Raw genomic sequence first — 17,250 nt, 5'->3', positions numbered from 1 at the left:
AGACGGTGCCACTAAAACGAGTGCCGACCGGCGGCTTTTTTATCGCGCCCACCGGAGTTTGGCCAAATGGGTCTCGATATCGATCTCGTTCTCGTCGCCGCGGACAATACCCAGGAGGCCTCGGATGCGACAGTGTATGCAGTAGCTATCGCAGACCGGTACGACGCGGATCTGCACCTGCTACACGTCACGGATCAGCGGATCGTTCGCGGGCTCGAAAGCGGCGATCTGGCAGCTGATGCGGTCGCCAAGCGAATGCAGTGGATCACAGCCCGCGCCCGGCAAGCGGTGCCGGAGGGCAGTGAAACGACGGTTCGTGAGTCGTCCGCACCCGGCTTCTCGCAGGATCGACTGGGTCGAACGCCCGGTGGCGTTATTCTGGACGCTGCGGAGCATCTCGAAGCCGACTTCCTGGTCGTCCCACGTGTCACACCCGACGGTTCGACTGACGAAGTACTCGGGAAAGCAGCAACGTACGTGCTCGAATACGCAGAACAGCCGGTCCTATCCGTCTAGCCGGAGTTTCATCATCTTCTCGAAGTGATCGTCACCGGTCTCCTGGAATCCGATCTTTTTGTACAGTGAGACAGCAGGTCTGTTCCAGCGCTCGACAGAGAGCCAGACGCGTTCGATTCCCTCCTCGGCCGCACCACCCAGCGCCGTCCGGAGGAGTTCGGTGCCGATGTGCGCGCCCTGGTACTCTTGCAGGACGAAGATAGCGAGTTCGTACGCGTCCTCCTCGTCGGAGACGAGCATGACGTGGCCGACCGGGTTACCCTCGTGATAGGCGATCACGTTCAGCTCTTCGTCCCTGGTGACGACCGATAGCCACTCTCTAATATCCGATTCGTTGGTCGGTGGGATCCCCTGTGCCCGGTCCTCGGCGTGAAAATCCAGATACATCTCGACGAGTTCTTCGAGACTGTCGTCGGCCGTGCGGATCTCGATCTTTCGACCGTCGGCGTCGATTATCGTCCGCGGCGGTGTCGGGAGCCCGCCGACAGTGTCGTCCGGATACTCCGTCATCGTACGAGTTTCACCGTCGTTCGGGCGTTTAATAACACAAACTCGTGAACGCTATCGAGTTTGATCTTGCCCAGAGGAGATCGCTGCCCGCCGGAGAGCACGACCTGATCGAAATCCTCCCGCTCGGCAATTTCGACCAGTTTACTCCCCGGTTCCTCCTCGATCTGGATGATATCGACGTCGATATCAAGTGTCGTGATCCGGTCGCGTATCGCTGCTGTCGTCTCTTCGAGTGACTCATCGGACACGGTGTAAACGGCAACAGTCAGCTCGTCGCCAGATTCACGAGCCCGCTCGGCCGACGCTTCGAGCGCCTGCATACCGCGGTTGCTATCTTCAATCCCGATCAGAACGCGCATGTGGAATCCGATGGCCGCCGTATATAAAAGCACAGCGACCAGCTACCACTGTGAGCCGAAATCTCACACGACGGGACACGGGGGAACAGTTACAGCCGGTGCGCTGCCGACTGGGGACTGTTGCTCCGACCTACCCGACATGCTTTTTCCCGGTGGGCTCCCAGCCACGCGTATGCCAGAGGAGCCAGGCGAGTCGCCGGATTCGAGTGAGGAGTCGGACCCGGACCCCTCGGATGATCGGGCAGACGAACAGCCACCGGCAGAGTCAGACGGCCCAGTCACAGAGCAGACGGAGGAATCGACACCGGACGAGTCGGAGATTCCCGCGGATGTCCAGTCCTACGACAAGTTCAGCAAGATCGACGGCGGCACCTACGACCGGGCCAACGAGTTCCTCCGCGATCGGACCTACATCACGGCCCGGGAGTGGGCGATTGCACGACTGTGTGCCGACTTCCGGACCGAAACCGGCGTCGAAATGACGAAAATCGGCGAGAATCTGCCACATCTGGTACCGTTCATGACGGACACCTACAGCCCGCAGGCGGTCAACCAGGCGAAACACTCCTTCGAGGAGAAGGTCCGCAAAGCCGGTGCGACCTTCCTCTACGGGGCGATGTGTGATTTCTTCACTGCGGAGGAACTCGACGACGTGATGTACGAGGCGACGGAGGTCGCCAAGTTCCTGCTGGAAGTCGAGGGTGTCGAGCTCTCCGTCGAGGAGGAACTCGACGCCGAGGACCGCATCACAGAGGTGATGCGTGACGTCCGCGAACACAGCGTCGCGCTCCGGCACGACGAGGTGACCTGTCCGGAGTGTGGCCACCACTTCGACGCCAGCGAGGAATGACGACAGCCAGACGGCAGGCGCTTTACGTCGACTTTTCGCTCGCGGTGACGGCACTCCTCTTCGCGACGCTGGCTGGTGGGACGCCGCTTTCCGGCGAGGGAGTCCTTATCGCTGGCGTCGGATTGGGTGTCTTCGTCGGGACTCTCTTCGTCGCCGAACGCAGTGACGTACTCGCCCTGATCAACAGGACCCGCCCGATGTCGCTGGTGGTCGCGACGGCTGCCTTCCTCGGCGTCGGTGTCGCACTGATCGCCGGACAGGGTATCGTCGCTGCACCGGCAGCGAACCTGCTGTGGGGGATGGGCGTGGGGCTCGGTGGCTACCGGATCCAGTACGGCGTCCGGACGCCGCTGCCGAAGAAACGCCGCAAGCAAGCCGAGATGTGGGGAGAACCACCAGACCCAGAGGAACTGGACGGAAACTCCTGACCGGCCTAATTCGAAAAAGTAGCTACCTGTTGCTGGGTACTGTCTGTCTCGGGGTCTGATAGTGATTATTGCGAGTCTGTACCGCGAAGTTCAGATAGAACTGGTCTAGGAGGGCCGAAACAGCCTCGGTTTCGCTGCCGTGCTGAAAATTACCGCAACAATCAGTATGAATCGACTTCGGTCTCCGTGTCGGTGTCCGGTGCTGACGACTCCGAATCGGTCTCGGAATCTGCCGTCTCGCTGGCAGAATCGCGAACTCGACGAACGTTTCCGCCCTCGAATTCTCCAAAGGGCTCGTCTGCCCCGCGCTCGTAGACTATCTCGCCGCGGACCATCGTCCACTCGGGGAAGACGCCGTCCCAGCCCTCGAACGGCGTCCAGTCGCAGTTCGTATGCAGCGAGTCTGCACGGATCGTCTCCACGCGGTCGGGATCGACGAGCACGAGATCGGCGAAGTTCCCCTCGGCGACACGACCGCGGTCGGGAAGATCGAAGCGGTCGGCTGGATTGGTCGACGTGAGGTCCCGGAGACGTTCGTAGCTCAAATTATCATTGCGGGCCTCGACCAGCAGGAGCGGCAGGGCCGTCTCGACGCCGGGGACGCCGCTGGGCGCGTCCCAGATGCTCGCGTCTTTTTCTTCTGCAGTGTGTGGTGCGTGATCGGTCGCGATCATATCTACGGTGCCGTCGACGACACGGTCGTAAACCTGCTGTCGGCTCCGCTCGCGGCGCAGCGGCGGGTTCATCCGGCCGTGAGTTCCCAGCTCGTCGAGATCGCTCCGGGAGAGAAACATATGGTGGGGCGTTACCTCGGTAGTCATCCCCGTTTCGGCGGCGATGTCGATCCCCTCGGGCGTGCTCGTGTGTGCGATGTGGATACGTACATCGCGCTGGTCTGCGAGCGCGCAGGCGCGTCTGATCGCCTCGATCTCGGCACGATCCCGCCGGTAGGCACTCCAGGCGTCGGCGTCGGTCCGTTCCTGGGCGCTCCGGTTGAACAGGGAGGCATCCTCTGCATGGACAGTGACAGTGACACCCCCTTCGTCTGCGCGCTCCAGCGCGTCGACGAACAGCGAGCCCTCGATCCCCATATCGCCGGTCGAATCAGCCAGGAAAATCTCACCGAGTGCGAACAGCTCCCGGTCGAACAGTTCCTCGGGGTTCCAGTCCGGTGTGACGCCGCCGTTGAGTCCGAAATCGACGATCGCCTGCTCGGTGTATTCGAGTTTCGCGTCGAATCCCTCGCCGTCGATCGTCGGTGGGTCCGTGTTCGGCTGGTCGACGACAGTCGTGACACCGCCCGCAGCGGCGCTTTTCGTTCCGGTCTCCCAGGTCTCCTTGTGGCCAAAGCCCGGCTGGCGGAAGTGGACGTGGACGTCGATCATCCCCGGCAAGAGTCGGTTTCCCGCCCCGTCGACGACACGTTCGTCTTTCTCGGCGTCGAGCTGTCCCGCCACGGCCACCTCGGTGATGCGCTGGCCGCTGACCCGGACATCCCGTCGATCGCCGTCAGCGAGCGTCGCGTTCTCGATGAGCATACAGACCGTCTATACCGGGATACCCTAAGTCTCTCGGAGTCTGATGAGGATGGGTTATTTGTGGAGCAGGAATTACGTTCGGAATAGGCTAACCAAGGCCATTCCTGCTGGTTGTGTCAACAGTTGTAGAACAACCGCTTCTAGCTGACTCCCACCCTCTCGATATTCGCCTCACCAACCGAAAGCGCACGCTCGAACTCCCGGCAGACACGCTCCGGATCAGACTCACCGCCCGCCCGGGCGATACTCCCCGTCGCAGTCCGCTCGAAGGGGATTTCGAGCGCCTGATAGATGGGATCGAGCACCTCGTTGATCTCTTCGTGGTCCCGAACCACGACGATCCCAGAAATAACAGCAGTATCACGTCTGACCCGCTGTGCGAGTCCGACGATTTTCCCCTCGGCAGACAGCGAGTGCGTGCCCGGACAGAACGCGGCCTCTGGTTCTCCCTCGCTGGTCTCGACACCGAGTCTGGAAAGAGCCCCCTTTACCGCTTCAATCGTCGTCTCGTAGCGGTCAGTGATCGACGACCGACCGTCCTCGACCGGCGTGGCCCGCAGAAATGAGACCGTCGTCCCCGAAAAAAAGACGGCGTGACCTCCAGTCGCACGCTCTACGTATGGAATGTCACGCTCCGCGAGGTGCTGTCTGGCCCCATCGTACCCCTCGCGATGCGCGTCGCGGCGTCCGAACGCGACCTGCCGCGGCGGCTGCCAGACCCGAAGAATCGGCTGACCAGTCTCACCGACAGCCGAAACCAGCCGGTCGGTCACCCCACGGTCGGCCGCCGGAGTGTCTGCACGCCCTCGAACCAGTCGCATACGACAGTGTTCGCAGAGCAGAGCAAAAGATCTCCCGTCACTCGTGGCCAGACCAAACAGTGAGGCGACAGATTAAAAAGCGGCCAGTCTCGCCCGCGTGTATCTTCCCGGTGCCGAAGAGCCTATATTCCCCTGTTCCCAACGATTTAGTATTCAGATGTCTCGCAGTCCGTCACTTCCTGATCGGCCGCGTCTTGATCTCGACCCGGACATGGCTCCAGACGAGCGTCTCGAAGCGCTCCGGGAGCACCTGGTGGATGTCCTGAATGTGAACGAACAGCTACAGGAACAGCTCGATTCGGCACAGAACCGGAGAGAACGGCTCACCGACAAGGTGGACAAAATCGAGCGGGAAAACGAGACGCTCAAATCCTCGTCGCTGTACATTGCGACCGCCGAAGAGCTCCTCGAAGACGGCGTCGTCGTCAAACAGCACGGCAACAATCAGGAGGTTCTCACGGAGGTCTCTCCCGGCATCCGCAGCGGACTCGAAGCGGGTGACCGCGTGGCGATCAACGATTCCTTCGCCGTCCAGACGATTCTCGATCCCGAGACCGACGCACGCGCACAGGCGATGCAAGTCGACGCGAGCCCGGACGTGAGCTACGACGATATCGGCGGCCTCGAAGAACAGATCCAGGAAGTCCGCGAGACTGTCGAGCAGCCACTCATCAACGCGGAACAGTTCCGCGCGGTCGGCATCGAGCCGCCGTCGGGCGTGTTGCTCCACGGGCCGCCAGGCACCGGGAAGACGATGCTCGCCAAAGCGGTCGCAAACGAGACCGACGCCACGTTCATCAAGATGGCCGGCTCGGAACTCGTCCAGAAGTTCATCGGCGAGGGGGCTCGACTCGTCCGCGATCTGTTCGAACTCGCGAGCGAAAACGAGCCGGCTGTGATCTTCATCGACGAGATCGATGCCATCGCGTCGAAGCGAACCGAGTCGAAAACGTCGGGTGACGCGGAAGTACAGCGGACGATGATGCAGTTGCTCTCGGAGATGGACGGCTTCGAGGAGCGCGGTGAGATCCGCATCATCGCCGCGACGAACCGCTTCGACATGCTCGACCGCGCAATCCTGCGCCCTGGCCGGTTCGACCGGCTCATCGAGGTGCCAAACCCCGACTGGGACGGCCGCGAGCGCATCCTCGAGATCCACACGGAAGAGATGAATCTCGCAGACAATGTCGAACTGGCGACGCTTGCCCAGGACACCGAGGGCTTTTCCGGTGCCGAGCTCGCCTCACTCGCGACCGAGGCCGGAATGTTCGCTATCCGGGACGAACGCGCCGAAGTCCGGATGGAAGACTTCGAGGATGCCCTCGAAAAGGTCAAAGAAAGCGAGGACGCACCCGGCACACCGATCGCGTTCGCCTGATCGGAGGAGCGACTGACCACGAGTTTTTGCGGGATCGGTCACTGATCAGTTATCCGAGTCGAGTTGTTTCGTCATCGTCGCGGGATTGCACCGCACGACGACATCGTCCGGGACGTCCTCGGTGACGACTGCACCGGAGGCGACGACAGCGTTATCACCGACAGTTACGCCGGGGTTGAGTACCGCCCGCCCACCGATCCAGACGTTGTCGCCAACAGTGACTGGTTTGCCGTATTCGAGGCCTTCGACTCGCTCGGCTGCGTCGATCGGATGGGTCGCGGTGTAGATGTGGACACCCGGGCCGATCTGGCAGTTCCGACCGATATCCACCTGGCAGACGTCCAGGATGATGTCGAAGTTCGCATAGAAGTTCTCACCGACCGAAATATTGTAGCCGTAGTCACAGCGAAACGGGGGCTCTACGTGACAGTCGTCACCGAGTGCGCCCAGTAGTTCTTCCAGCAGGTCTCGTCGTTCCCCGCCCTCGGTCGGAGTCGTTCCATTGTAGCGTCTCGTGAGCTCGCGTGCGCGTTCCCGTTCAGCCACGAGTTCTGGATCGGCGGCGTCGTACAGTTCCCCTCGTAGCATCTTCTCTTTTTCACTACTCATTGGCTCCAGTTGGCCGCCAACAGAAAATACGCTCCCGACAGTCTCGATACTCCGGCGAATTCGAACCGTCCAATCGCGAGAGTCCGAGAATTGATATAGCAGTATAGAATTTACAAGCGCACTGTCCCCAATCACGCTGGTCTTATACGAATCCGGCGACTACGGCCATGTAATGGTCCAGAACGTGGCGAGCGAGATGGCGGATCTCGAAGACGAGGATTTCTACTTGCTTTCGGGCCTCGAACAGGGAATGCGCTTTTCGAAGTGGGTCGCCCGACCGAAACTCCCCGAGTTTGCGGAGCTGACGGACGAAGAAGTGGAGTACCGACTCGACCGCTGTGAGCGACGCGGCCTGCTCGAACGCAAAACGATCCAGTACGAGGGGTTTCGGCTCACCTTCGAGGGCTACGACGCACTCGCACTACACACCTTCGCCGAACGCGAATCCATCGAGGGGATGGGCGCGCCACTCGGCGTCGGCAAGGAAAGCGACGTCTACGAGGTCCGGTCGTACAAACCCCTGGCACTCAAATTCCATCGCGAGGGGTACACCGAGTTCCGTGAGGTCAACCGCGAGCGCGAGTACACGGCAGATCACGAACACGTCTCCTGGATGTACACCGCAAGAAAGGCAGCCGAGCGAGAGTACGAAACCCTCGAAGCGCTGTATCCGACGGTCTCGGTCCCCCAGCCCCACGACCACAACCGCCACGCAGTGCTGATGGAACGGATCGACGGGGTAGAGCTGGCCCGAACGAAACTGACAGAAAAGCAGATACTCCCGGTACTTGATCTCGTCCTCGACGAGGTTTCGAAAGCCTACAACGAGGGATACGTGCACGCAGACATGAGTGAGTACAACATCTTCATCGCCGAAGACGGTGTCACCGTCTTCGACTGGCCGCAAGCAGTGCCGACCGAGCACGAGAATAGCAAGGAGTTGCTCAAACGGGATGTCGAGAACACGGTCGGCCACTTCCAGCGGAAGTACCCGAACATCGTCGGCGAGGTCGACATCGATCGAGTGGTCGACGAGATAATCGACGACGAACTCTCTGCATTCGCCCACAACTGAGCTGTTCCTGGCGGTTTGCAGCGAATTTCTAGAATTTATTTTACCAGAAATATCGAGAGTTACTGTGCAAATAAACCAATAACTGCTATATCAAATCGGGTGGGTGTGTGGACTGCGCGCATAAAAATAACAGAGTCTTATGGCTCAAACCCATAATATGCTCTAATGAGTTCGGAAACGCAGACTGAAGATGAATCAGCAGACAGCTACGAAGTAATCGTCGTTGGCGGCGGGCCCGGTGGATTGACGACGGCACTGTACACGACCCGTCTCAACCACGAGACGGCACTGATCAACCGTGGTGGTGGCCGGGCGGCAATGATGGTCGACACCCACAACGTGATCGGTGTTCCAGAAGAAGTCTCGGGTAACGAATTTCTGCAGACTGCAAAAGAACAGCTCGAACACTACGGAACGGATCTCTACCAGGATTTCGTAACCGAGGTCGAGTTCACTGACCAGGAAGAGCACCGATTCGAGGTTTCGACGACCAGCGAGACATACTATGCAGACAGCGTCGTCCTTTCGACCGGCTTTACCGACGGCAGGCCAGAACCGCCGCTTCCCCGGACCGGTCGCGGACTGCACTACTGTCTGCACTGTGATGGCTACATGTTCCGCGGCGAATCGGCCTACGTGATGGGTCACGACGAGGGTGCAGCCCACGTCGCGATGATCCTGCTGAACTTCGCCGACAGCGTGGATATTCTTCTCCGTGGCGAAGAGCCGACCTGGAGTTCGGAGACGGACGAACTCGTTCGCGCACACCCGGTCGAGATTATCGAATCGGACATCGAGAGTATGTTCAAAGACGAAGACGATCCGGAGTGGCTCGGTGGCTTCGAGTTCGAGAACGGCGAGCGACGGGAATACTTCGGTGGCTTCGCGATGTACGGCTCCGATTACAACAACGATCTCGCAGCGGGACTGGGCTGTGAAATCAACGATGACGGAACTGTCGCTGTCGACGACGACGGGAAGACGACTGTCGACGGCGTCTACGCAGTCGGTGATCTCACACCAGGCAACAACCAGATCCCCGTCGCGATGGGCAAAGGCGCGAAAGCTGGGATCTCGATCCACATGGAGCTTCGGACGTATCCGAAATCACTCGACGAACTCGAAGCCGAGGGCGAAATCGAAGCAGCGGCGGCAGACGACGACTGATCGATCGCGTATTGACGCCGAAAATTCGCAAAAACTCCTGACGACTCGACACCAGGCCATTCCCGCGGTGTAGTCTACAAATTGTTGATTGCTATATCAGATATGCCGGAGTCGAGAGTGTCGACGTCGGCTACCACCGACAGACAGCACCCTCAATACAGTTGATTCCCAAGATGAGGTATGCTAGACTTTCTCCAGCTAGAGGGGGATCTCGGAGAAGAGGAGCGGATGATCCGCGACACAGCCCGGGAGTTCGTCACCGAGGAGGTCAAACCCGAGATCGGAGATCACTTCGAGGCGGGAACCTTTCCCACCGAACTCATCACCGAGATGGGAGCGATGGGGTTCTACGCGCCGAATCTGGAGGGCTACGGCTCGCCGAACGTCTCCGGGACTGCCTACGGTCTGTTGATGCAGGAACTCGAAGCCGGTGACTCGGGGATTCGCTCGATGGCTAGCGTGCAGGGCGCACTCGTCATGTACCCGATCCACGCCTACGGGAGCGAGACACAGAAAGAGCGATGGTTGCCGGATCTCGGCACCGGAGAGACAGTCGGCTGTTTCGGACTGACGGAGCCCGAACACGGCTCCAACCCGGGCGGCATGGAGACCCGCGCCGAGCGAACTGACGGCGGCTTCCGCCTGAACGGCTCGAAGACCTGGATCACGAACTCGCCGATCGCCGACGTGGCAGTCGTCTGGGCGCGGGATCACTCGGAGCCGGACAGTCCAGTCCGGGGCTTTCTCGTCGAGACCGACCGGGAGGGCGTGACGACCAACGAGATCGACGAAAAGCTCTCGATGCGCGCGTCGATCACGGGCGAGATCGGGCTCGACGACGTGGAGATCCCGGAAGAAAATCGCCTGCCCGGCGTCGAGGGAATGAAGGGGCCGCTGTCCTGTCTCACACAGGCTCGCTTCGGGATCGCCTGGGGTGCAGTCGGGGCCGCACGGGACTGTTTCGAGACTGCCAGGGAGTACGCGCTTGATCGCGAGCAGTTCGGCGGTCCGATCGCACGTTTTCAGCTCCAGCAAGAGAAACTCGCAGAGATGGCGACACAGATCACACTCGCACAACTGCTCGCCTACCGACTCGCCACCCTCAAGCAGCGCGGTGAATTACGGCCCCAGCAGGTCTCGATGGCGAAACGGAACAACGTTCGGATGGCCCGCGATCAGGCCCGTATCGCTCGCGAGATGCTCGGCGGCAACGGGATCACGACGGACTACTCGCCGATGCGCCACATGGCGAACATGGAGACGGTGTATACCTACGAGGGAACGCACGATATCCACACCCTGATTCTCGGGGAGGAGCTGACCGGACTGAGTGCCTACCAGTAGCCGGCTCGGGATTTTTATTGCTGGCTCCCCTCTCCCGTATCGAGACCGATGACCAGATACTACGAGGAGTATGCAGTCGGTGATTCCTGGGAGTTCGGTGAGGAGACCGTCACCAAAGACGAAATCATCGAGTTCGCGGAGAAGTACGACCCACAGCCGATGCACGTCGACGAAGAAGCCGCCGAGGAGTCAATGTTCGGCGGGTTGATCGCGAGTGGCTGGCAGACGGCCGCGATCTGTATGCGGATGTTCGTCGAACACAGGATCGACGAGGGCTCGAAGGGTGCCCGCGGCGTCGACGATCTCCGGTGGATCAGACCGCTTCGACCGGGGGACACACTCCGGGCAGAAGCTGAAGTCGTCGACAAGTATCCCGACGACGAGAACCAAGATATCGGCTACGTCGACACGAAACTCACGGCCTACAACCAGAACGACGAGGCAGTCATCACCTGGATCGGTCTGGAGATCGTCGAACGGAAGTCCGAAAGGGCGTAGGGGCGCGTCGTCGAGAGAGACGATCTTTCGACGAAACGACCGTTATTCAGAGACAAAAATGAGGGGTTGAGAAAGTAATCACCGACGAGCAGCCCGGGGTTAACAGATTAACCGCACGGTTGACCTCGGGTAAGCGATTCTGTCGAGGTATGGAACGGGCAAAACAGACCGAGAGGCGAAAACGAGTCTCGTCAGTTGGCTGGACTGATCTATCCGAGAACGACTCACTCGAACAGGCCGGCTCCGAGTCACCGGCGAACGGGGAACCAGACGTAGCCCGGAGCGAGGACTGTCTCGTTGCAAACTCGAACAGACTCAAAGAGTCGTTCGAGGACCTCTCCGCAAGCCTTGCAGAGCTATCCACAGCGATGGAAGAGACCATCCGGTGATCGATCGCAGCCGGTTTTGAACCGGCAGAGACAGACAGTCCAAAAGAGATCGGCGACCAGATTCGAACTGGCTGTCCGGCTCGCACTGGCAGTGTTCGACGTTTCGTTCTCACTGCCGTTCACAGCAGAAAGCCAGGGGCCGGATTTGAACCGGCGATGATCCGCTCTGCAGGCGGACGCGTTCGGCCAGACTCTGCCACCCTGGCGCATCTATACATTCTTGACTGGATTGCTTAAGTTCGTCGGAGTTGCCCCACGCACGGCAGTACCGTGTGTATGGGAGACACACTCTGAGTAGTTTTAATATCATACCTCTTATCAAAATCGAATGAACTGTCACGAGGTGACTGGAGTATGATCGACTATACCCCATTGGCCCGACGCCCGGCATCCAGTGCCGGCTGTGGCGCCAATTTTGCCATGGGGTGGTCGGTCGAAACTAGGATTCCGGCTCACGTCGTGGACGCAGTTGGCGCAGGGCCAACCTGACGCCCGAATAACCGTCACCCGGACACGGAGTACCCGACCGGGGTGGTGAACGCGGGCAGTTTTCTCGAACTCCGACACGACACCCACAGGAGTGTGTCTGTTTCGACCACTGTCAGTTTCCGACAGTGACAGGCCCAGACGGCAGCGGAGCCACAGCAACGGCGAGTGGCGACGCTGTCCAATCCAGCGAAAGCGAGAGACAGCTCGGCTACCGGTTCGAATCCGGCTTTCGTCCTATGTTGGTTCAACTACTCCAACGACGCAGAACAGACGACGAATCGACCTACACCCGCCGGTTACGCGGTTTCCGGTACCACCAGAACCGGCGGCTGTGATCACGCGAGCGGTGTGGACCGTCGACGGGCGTTCGACTCGCCCCTCGCGCCTCGGAGCACAATGGCAACGAAACATTCAACAGACCACCGAAAGCGATGGACCGCAGAGGTAGCTGTGCGGATTCCCCGCGACGGTGGTGCAGCTCTCGAAAGTGATGCTGCTCGGCGCCTCCAGCGGGTCCAGAGTGTCGAACGTGTCGAAGTCCGCGAACTCCGCGGGATCGAACCCGCACTGGCAGCCACGGTCGCGCAGTTCGAAATCGCAGTCGTGACAGCCACAGAAATCGACGAACACAGACTACAAGAACTGCTTTCCTCAGCATCGGGGACGGAGCGTGTCGATGGAGTCGAACCGAACAGGTAACGGGCGAAATTCGACCGGGACTACTCCTGTGGCCAGAGAACCCCGACACAGGCTGGATCCCCGTCGTACTCGATCGAACCGCCCCGTAGTTCGACAGCAATCGGTGTGTCGTCCGCACGAGAGCAAGTGAACTCGCGGGTGAAACTGTAGCCAGGGTCCTCGAATGATCTCTGCAACTCCTCGAACACTGCTTCATCCTCGGGGTCGTCCACGATACAGCGAGGCGATTCACCGAGCAGTTCGGATTGCAGATACCCGAACAGATCTGCCATACGTTCGTTGACGTAGACGAACTCCCGGTTCTGGAGGATGAAGACGCCAGCCAGATCCTGTTCGATGATCCGGTGGTACCAGGAGAGTGCGTCCCAGAACTGCTGTTGGGACCGGTAGCGGTCGACGGCCTTGCGAATCCGGTTTGCCAGAACCTCGTACTGTTCGTTGCTCGTCTCCTTTTGCATATACTCTGTAACGCCTGCGGAGATCGCCTCGCTCGCAATCTCCTCGCTGCCCTGGGCGGTGTACAGGATAAAGGGTAGATCGGGGTACTGCTCGCGAACGATTTCGAGCAGTTCCAGACCGTCGGTGGTCGGCATATCGTAATCGCTGATGAGGCAGTCGAAATCGCCTTCCTGCAGGCAATTGATCGCCTCGACAGCGCTCTGTTTCCCGACGACAGTGAACGCGTCATCGGTCCGTTCCAGGAACAGTTTCGTCACCTCCAGGATTTCGGGGTTATCGTCGACGTGCAGGACACGGATCTCCGATTGCTCCTCGGCGATCGAGACCGGGGCTGGAATCTCCAGCGCCGTCTCGTCGAACTGATCCGAGGTTTCGTTTCGGAGAAGTGGCGGGTGCTCCCGGGACGCTCGCCGACTCCTCCGTAGACTCTCCCGTGAAAGACGAAGCGGTCGGGATCGACGGGAGAGATGGTCGGTCATCGAACGCTCACCGGCCAGTGGCGTGCCGACAGCGGACTGGTGCAGTAAGTTCCCGTCCCTTTTGAACTCTGTCTATCTGTTTCGTGCATATAACTATATACTACTAATCGGTATCCAAAATTATAATAATTTCGCCCATCTGATTGAACTGATTGGCTCTTCTGGCGGGCCCGAAACAATGAAAGAACAGAATAACATTTGTGTCGGTGTCGGTGGTTACAGGTGTTTATATGGGATTGCGGGAATACAGATGATTTATTAGTTTATCGAAGTAGCCAAAAATAACATAGAATTCACTGTTAAAATTACTAAATTCATGTTTTTTAATATCAATTAAATTTAAATTCCCCCCAACCAACAGTTGAGGTGTAGTATGTCAGACTCAAAAACTGCCGAATTCCTCAAGAATCACCCACGACTGCTCGCTGCGCTGTTCGGACTGACCGTCCTGCTTTCCCAGACTGGTGGTGCGCTCGCTGGGAACGGGAGAACAGTTAGTGGAATATAATAACGTTTTACACTACATCCGACATTTAAGAAATTGCAGAGATATTGTCTTATCTAAGATCAGATAAACGCACAGTAGAACTCCAGAATAACATTTCATCATCAGATCGAACTGGAACCTCCTCTAACTGAAGGAATTCTCTCAGCATAGCACTATTTATATGAAACCTGTCAAGATAGCCAGAAGACAAAAAATACTCGTTAACATCTTCTATCGATGGCGTATAAATAGAACCTAATCCAGCCGTATCTGTCGGGAAAGTCATTATATCTAATGTGAAGCCATCTTCACAGGGAGTAATCTCGAGAAGATTTGGTGTTCGACTCTCCGCCTGTGTGAGGATCATACCCCCATCCCCGACGACAATATACTGACCCCCGAGAATACTCTGTTCGCGGGCAATGGCCAGTGCGGCCTGTAGCGGGAATCCAGTGTTGAGCAGGCGCGCGATACACTCACCCATACGGACTGCTTCAGTGTTGATAATATCAGTCAGTGTGACGATTCCACCGATCGCACCCGCTTCGATCAACGCGAGCCCCTGATGATAGGAGCTACAGGCATTCAGCAAGAACGCATCGACCTCTGTGTGATCGAGATCCACGACGTCGAGTTTCCCATCGGTACACTCGAAGCCATCGGGCTCTGTATGCCCGATGTAGTGGAAGAAGTCACAATCGGTCTGCAACTCTTCTTTGAGCTCCTCGACAGTGAGATCTCGGCAGATAGTGACGTCGAACGGAAGGTGCTCACGGTCCCCATACGCGGCATCAACTAGATCACGCTCTTCGCCCATCCGAGTGTCGTTCAACACGATTGTGATCGAAATATCACCGACGCCAACCTCGCGATCCAGGCGGTTGTAGAAGGCCTCGGTCACCATCTTGCTTGCACCGATCGGAATTCCATCACCAATCCAGCCCTGTTCGATCGAGTCTGACGGTTCGAATTCGATATACTGTTCATCGACGGGATCTGCCCGGTCCGGATCGGTCTGTTCGCTCTCACTGGACCGTGAGACCGACCTGGTCAACACTGCCCGTTGGGATGCGTCCGCTGTGGCTCCTCCAGTAATATCGGGATCTGTTTGAACAGGATTCGTGACTGTTCGAACGACTGCAAGATCGTCCACGACAAATGGAAGCTGTTCGATCGTCCCACTAGTCGGTTCAACGTTCGCGGTGAGCCGCCAGTTCGGGACGAAATCTGCGACGTCACTCCAGGGAACTTCGAGATACGTCTCGAGACGGTCCGCGATCGACTGGTCGTACAATGACACCCAGTCGAGTGAAAGAGTCTCGTCGAGCACCCGACGCTCGTGAAGAGGCATATTATAAAAACCCTCGGTCCTGGTGAGACAATCGAGCAAGAATAGCTGTTTGAGTGTCCGTTCGACAGTCTGCTCAAATCCCCGAGAACGCTGGAGTCCATACTCGAACCCCGATGCTGTCGTGAGTTTCGGGCTGTTGCCTGGAACCACCTCGGCACCGAGATAGTAGGCAAGCGGTGCGACAGGATACAGCGATTCCAATATTGGTGGGGTTTCTATTTGGATGCCGGTGTTCGGACTGTCAATCCCATCCGGGATTTCGACCGATGACCCGAGTTCGATCTGCGGTGGGTGGCCGCGTAGTGTTGGGAACGACCGCTCCGGGCTCTTCGATTTCAGTGCAGATCCAAACGTACTAATTGCCGCCATCATATCGACAGGGTCTGTTGTAGTCGTCACCGTTGCTGCCGGACGAGTATGCCGAGACCGAAATCCGATATCGACAACGGTCTCTGAATCAAATGTAAATCGGATTTCGAACAGATCGGCCGTAATCTCGACAGGACCGTCGATCCGCATGTAGGTTTTTATCTGCGTACTGAGGTCGATGATGTAGCGACCGTCAGGAAACGAGTGACTCTCGAGATGCTCCACTTCCGTCAGCATCTCACCAGACCAATCACGGACGAATACACCGACCGGGTTCGGCAACACGAGCTGCTCCGTCCGAATACGAATCCCTTTCCCGACGGGAAACAGGAACTCCTCGGTCGGAACTGTTGTCGGCGCTACCTGCTCCGGCGTGTGTAGCTGATACCGTAACTGCTCGAGTCGGTCGATTATCTCTAACCCCGATGGCTCGTCGAGTGTATCGAACGCGAGAATTGGATCGGGGTGAGACATAGGTACACGAACTTGATAAAATTATCTACGCGAGTGGTGATGAAAAATGCACCGACAGGCTAGTAACAAACAGTTGATCGAACTGACCATCGAGATGCTCCCGTTTCACACCGAGACAGCATCTAACTGTCACCATCGAGCCGTCGGTAGATCCAGGCCAGAACATACAAAAAACCCCCGACCAGCGTTGTGACTGGCCGAGGGTTGATGAGGCGACCCGAGTGGGTCGCAGTATGAATGGGAGGCGGCGAACCAGATTTCCCAGAGACTCTCGTACTCCAGTACTGACTGGAACGCTGGCGGGCTTAACTTCCGTGTTCGGGATGGGTACGGGTGTGAACCCCGCCGCTATGGCCGCCTTAACGCCGATCTGCGGAATCGAACCGCAACCCGAATGGGCATCCAATATCGGTGGTCAATACGACCGTGTGTACGTGCGATCCAGTTTGCGCCTGGACTCGTTCAACGAGTCATGCGGTATGAATGGTGGCTTCGACCTGTTAGTGCTCGTGGACTGAACGTCTCGTTGCCTCGACGCGTACATCCCGAGTCTATCGATCTCGTCTTTGACGAGTGGTCTCGACGGTGCCTCTTTTCCAGGTGGGTTTCGAGCTTAGATGCGTTCAGCTCTTACCCCGTGTGGCGTAGCTTCTCAGCAATGCTCTCTCGAACAACTGATACACCAGTGGCCACCAACCGTAGTTCCTCTCGTACTATACGGTCGTTCCCGTCAGGCACCAAAACACCCCCAATAGATAGCAGCCGACCTGTCTCACGACGGTCTAAACCCAGCTCACGACCTCCTTTAATAGGCGAACAACCTCACCCTTGCCCGCTTCTGCACGGGCAGGATGGAGGGAACCGACATCGAGGTAGCAAGCCACTCGGTCGATATGTGCTCTTGCGAGTGACGACTCTGTTATCCCTAGGGTAGCTTTTCTGTCATTTTTGGCCCGCATCA

The 17,250-nt window shown here is 58.2% G+C and carries 18 protein-coding genes, 1 tRNA gene and 2 rRNA genes; 11 read left to right on the top strand and 10 right to left on the bottom strand.

The window, feature by feature from the left end; translation table 11 throughout:
• Positions 1-66 precede the first annotated feature (66 nt).
• A complete protein-coding gene (locus tag EOW68_RS09125) occupies positions 67-516 on the top strand; it encodes a universal stress protein (RefSeq protein WP_128224853.1) in 450 nt (149 codons plus the stop codon).
• On the opposite strand, the gene EOW68_RS09120 is transcribed toward EOW68_RS09125, so the two are convergent.
• Both EOW68_RS09120 and EOW68_RS09115 read right to left on the bottom strand, forming a co-directional pair.
• Entirely contained in the window at positions 505-1,026 is a 522-nt protein-coding gene (locus tag EOW68_RS09120) for a GNAT family N-acetyltransferase (RefSeq protein ID WP_128224852.1), read from the bottom strand. The two genes, EOW68_RS09125 and EOW68_RS09120, sit on opposite strands and share 12 nt — an antisense overlap.
• Complete coding sequence (locus tag EOW68_RS09115) at positions 1,023-1,385, bottom strand: universal stress protein (RefSeq protein WP_128224851.1); 363 nt, start codon at positions 1,383-1,385, stop codon at positions 1,023-1,025. Before EOW68_RS09115 ends, EOW68_RS09120 begins: the two co-directional genes overlap by 4 nt.
• 172 nt (positions 1,386-1,557) lie before the next feature.
• Here EOW68_RS09115 and EOW68_RS09110 point away from each other — a divergent pair, with 172 nt between their 5' ends.
• Positions 1,558-2,235, top strand: coding sequence for a DUF5806 family protein (locus tag EOW68_RS09110; RefSeq protein WP_128224850.1), 678 nt, complete (start codon positions 1,558-1,560; stop codon positions 2,233-2,235).
• Positions 2,232-2,663, top strand: coding sequence for a hypothetical protein (locus EOW68_RS09105; RefSeq protein ID WP_128224849.1), 432 nt, complete (start codon positions 2,232-2,234; stop codon positions 2,661-2,663). Before EOW68_RS09110 ends, EOW68_RS09105 begins: the two co-directional genes overlap by 4 nt.
• Before the next feature lie 161 nt (positions 2,664-2,824).
• Here the strand turns inward: EOW68_RS09105 and EOW68_RS09100 are convergent, their stop codons facing one another.
• Positions 2,825-4,201, bottom strand: a complete 1,377-nt coding sequence (locus tag EOW68_RS09100) for a dihydroorotase (RefSeq protein ID WP_128224848.1) — start codon at positions 4,199-4,201, stop codon at positions 2,825-2,827.
• Between the two features lie 140 nt (positions 4,202-4,341).
• Entirely contained in the window at positions 4,342-5,022 is a 681-nt protein-coding gene (locus EOW68_RS09095; protein WP_128224847.1) for a lipoate--protein ligase family protein, read from the bottom strand.
• Positions 5,023-5,179: 157 nt separating this feature from the next.
• On the opposite strand from EOW68_RS09095, the gene pan2 reads away from it, so the two are divergent.
• The gene (pan2, locus tag EOW68_RS09090; protein WP_128224846.1) at positions 5,180-6,400 is read left to right on the top strand and encodes a proteasome-activating nucleotidase Pan2; all 1,221 of its coding nucleotides are present in this window, start codon (positions 5,180-5,182) and stop codon (positions 6,398-6,400) included.
• A 45-nt stretch (positions 6,401-6,445) separates the two neighbouring features.
• On the opposite strand, the gene EOW68_RS09085 is transcribed toward pan2, so the two are convergent.
• Positions 6,446-7,009, bottom strand: coding sequence for a maltose acetyltransferase domain-containing protein (locus tag EOW68_RS09085; RefSeq protein WP_128224845.1), 564 nt, complete (start codon positions 7,007-7,009; stop codon positions 6,446-6,448).
• Between the two features lie 172 nt (positions 7,010-7,181).
• Between EOW68_RS09085 and EOW68_RS09080 the strand changes: the two genes are divergently transcribed.
• The 5 genes from EOW68_RS09080 (at position 7,182) to EOW68_RS09060 (ending at position 11,482) form a co-directional block, all read left to right on the top strand.
• Entirely contained in the window at positions 7,182-8,084 is a 903-nt protein-coding gene (locus tag EOW68_RS09080; protein WP_128224844.1) for a serine/threonine-protein kinase RIO2, read from the top strand.
• A gap of 165 nt (positions 8,085-8,249) precedes the next feature.
• Positions 8,250-9,251, top strand: coding sequence for an NAD(P)/FAD-dependent oxidoreductase (locus EOW68_RS09075; RefSeq protein WP_128224843.1), 1,002 nt, complete (start codon positions 8,250-8,252; stop codon positions 9,249-9,251).
• A 180-nt stretch (positions 9,252-9,431) separates the two neighbouring features.
• The gene (locus EOW68_RS09070; RefSeq protein WP_128224842.1) at positions 9,432-10,595 is read left to right on the top strand and encodes an acyl-CoA dehydrogenase family protein; all 1,164 of its coding nucleotides are present in this window, start codon (positions 9,432-9,434) and stop codon (positions 10,593-10,595) included.
• A gap of 48 nt (positions 10,596-10,643) precedes the next feature.
• Positions 10,644-11,093, top strand: coding sequence for a MaoC family dehydratase (locus tag EOW68_RS09065; RefSeq protein WP_128224841.1), 450 nt, complete (start codon positions 10,644-10,646; stop codon positions 11,091-11,093).
• A gap of 149 nt (positions 11,094-11,242) precedes the next feature.
• Complete coding sequence (locus EOW68_RS09060) at positions 11,243-11,482, top strand: hypothetical protein (protein ID WP_128224840.1); 240 nt, start codon at positions 11,243-11,245, stop codon at positions 11,480-11,482.
• Positions 11,483-11,612: 130 nt separating this feature from the next.
• Here the strand turns inward: EOW68_RS09060 and EOW68_RS09055 are convergent.
• Positions 11,613-11,688: transfer RNA gene (locus tag EOW68_RS09055), tRNA-Cys, on the bottom strand.
• A gap of 679 nt (positions 11,689-12,367) precedes the next feature.
• On the opposite strand from EOW68_RS09055, the gene EOW68_RS09050 reads away from it, so the two are divergent.
• Positions 12,368-12,670, top strand: a complete 303-nt coding sequence (locus EOW68_RS09050; protein WP_128224839.1) for a hypothetical protein — start codon at positions 12,368-12,370, stop codon at positions 12,668-12,670.
• Between the two features lie 20 nt (positions 12,671-12,690).
• Here EOW68_RS09050 and EOW68_RS09045 read toward each other — a convergent pair whose 3' ends face one another.
• Positions 12,691-13,608, bottom strand: a complete 918-nt coding sequence (locus tag EOW68_RS09045; RefSeq protein WP_128224838.1) for a response regulator — start codon at positions 13,606-13,608, stop codon at positions 12,691-12,693.
• Positions 13,609-13,981: 373 nt separating this feature from the next.
• Here EOW68_RS09045 and EOW68_RS18660 point away from each other — a divergent pair, with 373 nt between their 5' ends.
• Entirely contained in the window at positions 13,982-14,116 is a 135-nt protein-coding gene (locus EOW68_RS18660; protein ID WP_431358836.1) for a DUF7503 family protein, read from the top strand.
• Between the two features lie 49 nt (positions 14,117-14,165).
• Here EOW68_RS18660 and EOW68_RS09040 read toward each other — a convergent pair whose 3' ends face one another.
• From EOW68_RS09040 to EOW68_RS18655, 3 genes are all read right to left on the bottom strand, one after another.
• Entirely contained in the window at positions 14,166-16,289 is a 2,124-nt protein-coding gene (locus EOW68_RS09040) for a caspase family protein (RefSeq protein WP_128224837.1), read from the bottom strand.
• 239 nt (positions 16,290-16,528) lie between these two features.
• A 5S ribosomal RNA gene (gene rrf / locus EOW68_RS09035) occupies positions 16,529-16,651 on the bottom strand.
• Between the two features lie 118 nt (positions 16,652-16,769).
• A 23S ribosomal RNA gene (locus tag EOW68_RS18655) occupies positions 16,770-17,250 on the bottom strand; the annotation flags it as partial.

The organism is Halovenus amylolytica (assembly GCA_004015825.1).
GTDB lineage: Archaea > Halobacteriota > Halobacteria > Halobacteriales > Haloarculaceae > Halovenus > Halovenus amylolytica.
Note: the sequence above shows the minus strand (reverse complement) of the source record. Positions and strands in the feature narration are given on the sequence as shown.

Excerpts from the sequence above, each read along its gene's own strand:
- EOW68_RS09125 (WP_128224853.1), top strand. The coding sequence starts at position 67 with ATGGGTCTCGATATCGATCTCGTTCTCGTCGCCGCGGACAATACCCAG.
- EOW68_RS09120 (WP_128224852.1), bottom strand. The coding sequence starts at position 1,026 with ATGACGGAGTATCCGGACGACACTGTCGGCGGGCTCCCGACACCGCCG.
- EOW68_RS09115 (WP_128224851.1), bottom strand. The coding sequence starts at position 1,385 with ATGCGCGTTCTGATCGGGATTGAAGATAGCAACCGCGGTATGCAGGCG.
- EOW68_RS09110 (WP_128224850.1), top strand. The coding sequence starts at position 1,558 with ATGCCAGAGGAGCCAGGCGAGTCGCCGGATTCGAGTGAGGAGTCGGAC.
- EOW68_RS09105 (WP_128224849.1), top strand. The coding sequence starts at position 2,232 with ATGACGACAGCCAGACGGCAGGCGCTTTACGTCGACTTTTCGCTCGCG.
- EOW68_RS09100 (WP_128224848.1), bottom strand. The coding sequence starts at position 4,201 with ATGCTCATCGAGAACGCGACGCTCGCTGACGGCGATCGACGGGATGTC.
- EOW68_RS09095 (WP_128224847.1), bottom strand. The coding sequence starts at position 5,022 with ATGCGACTGGTTCGAGGGCGTGCAGACACTCCGGCGGCCGACCGTGGG.
- pan2 (WP_128224846.1), top strand. The coding sequence starts at position 5,180 with ATGTCTCGCAGTCCGTCACTTCCTGATCGGCCGCGTCTTGATCTCGAC.
- EOW68_RS09085 (WP_128224845.1), bottom strand. The coding sequence starts at position 7,009 with ATGAGTAGTGAAAAAGAGAAGATGCTACGAGGGGAACTGTACGACGCC.
- EOW68_RS09080 (WP_128224844.1), top strand. The coding sequence starts at position 7,182 with ATGGTCCAGAACGTGGCGAGCGAGATGGCGGATCTCGAAGACGAGGAT.
- EOW68_RS09075 (WP_128224843.1), top strand. The coding sequence starts at position 8,250 with ATGAGTTCGGAAACGCAGACTGAAGATGAATCAGCAGACAGCTACGAA.
- EOW68_RS09070 (WP_128224842.1), top strand. The coding sequence starts at position 9,432 with ATGCTAGACTTTCTCCAGCTAGAGGGGGATCTCGGAGAAGAGGAGCGG.
- EOW68_RS09065 (WP_128224841.1), top strand. The coding sequence starts at position 10,644 with ATGACCAGATACTACGAGGAGTATGCAGTCGGTGATTCCTGGGAGTTC.
- EOW68_RS09060 (WP_128224840.1), top strand. The coding sequence starts at position 11,243 with ATGGAACGGGCAAAACAGACCGAGAGGCGAAAACGAGTCTCGTCAGTT.
- EOW68_RS09050 (WP_128224839.1), top strand. The coding sequence starts at position 12,368 with ATGGCAACGAAACATTCAACAGACCACCGAAAGCGATGGACCGCAGAG.
- EOW68_RS09045 (WP_128224838.1), bottom strand. The coding sequence starts at position 13,608 with ATGACCGACCATCTCTCCCGTCGATCCCGACCGCTTCGTCTTTCACGG.
- EOW68_RS18660 (WP_431358836.1), top strand. The coding sequence starts at position 13,982 with ATGTCAGACTCAAAAACTGCCGAATTCCTCAAGAATCACCCACGACTG.
- EOW68_RS09040 (WP_128224837.1), bottom strand. The coding sequence starts at position 16,289 with ATGTCTCACCCCGATCCAATTCTCGCGTTCGATACACTCGACGAGCCA.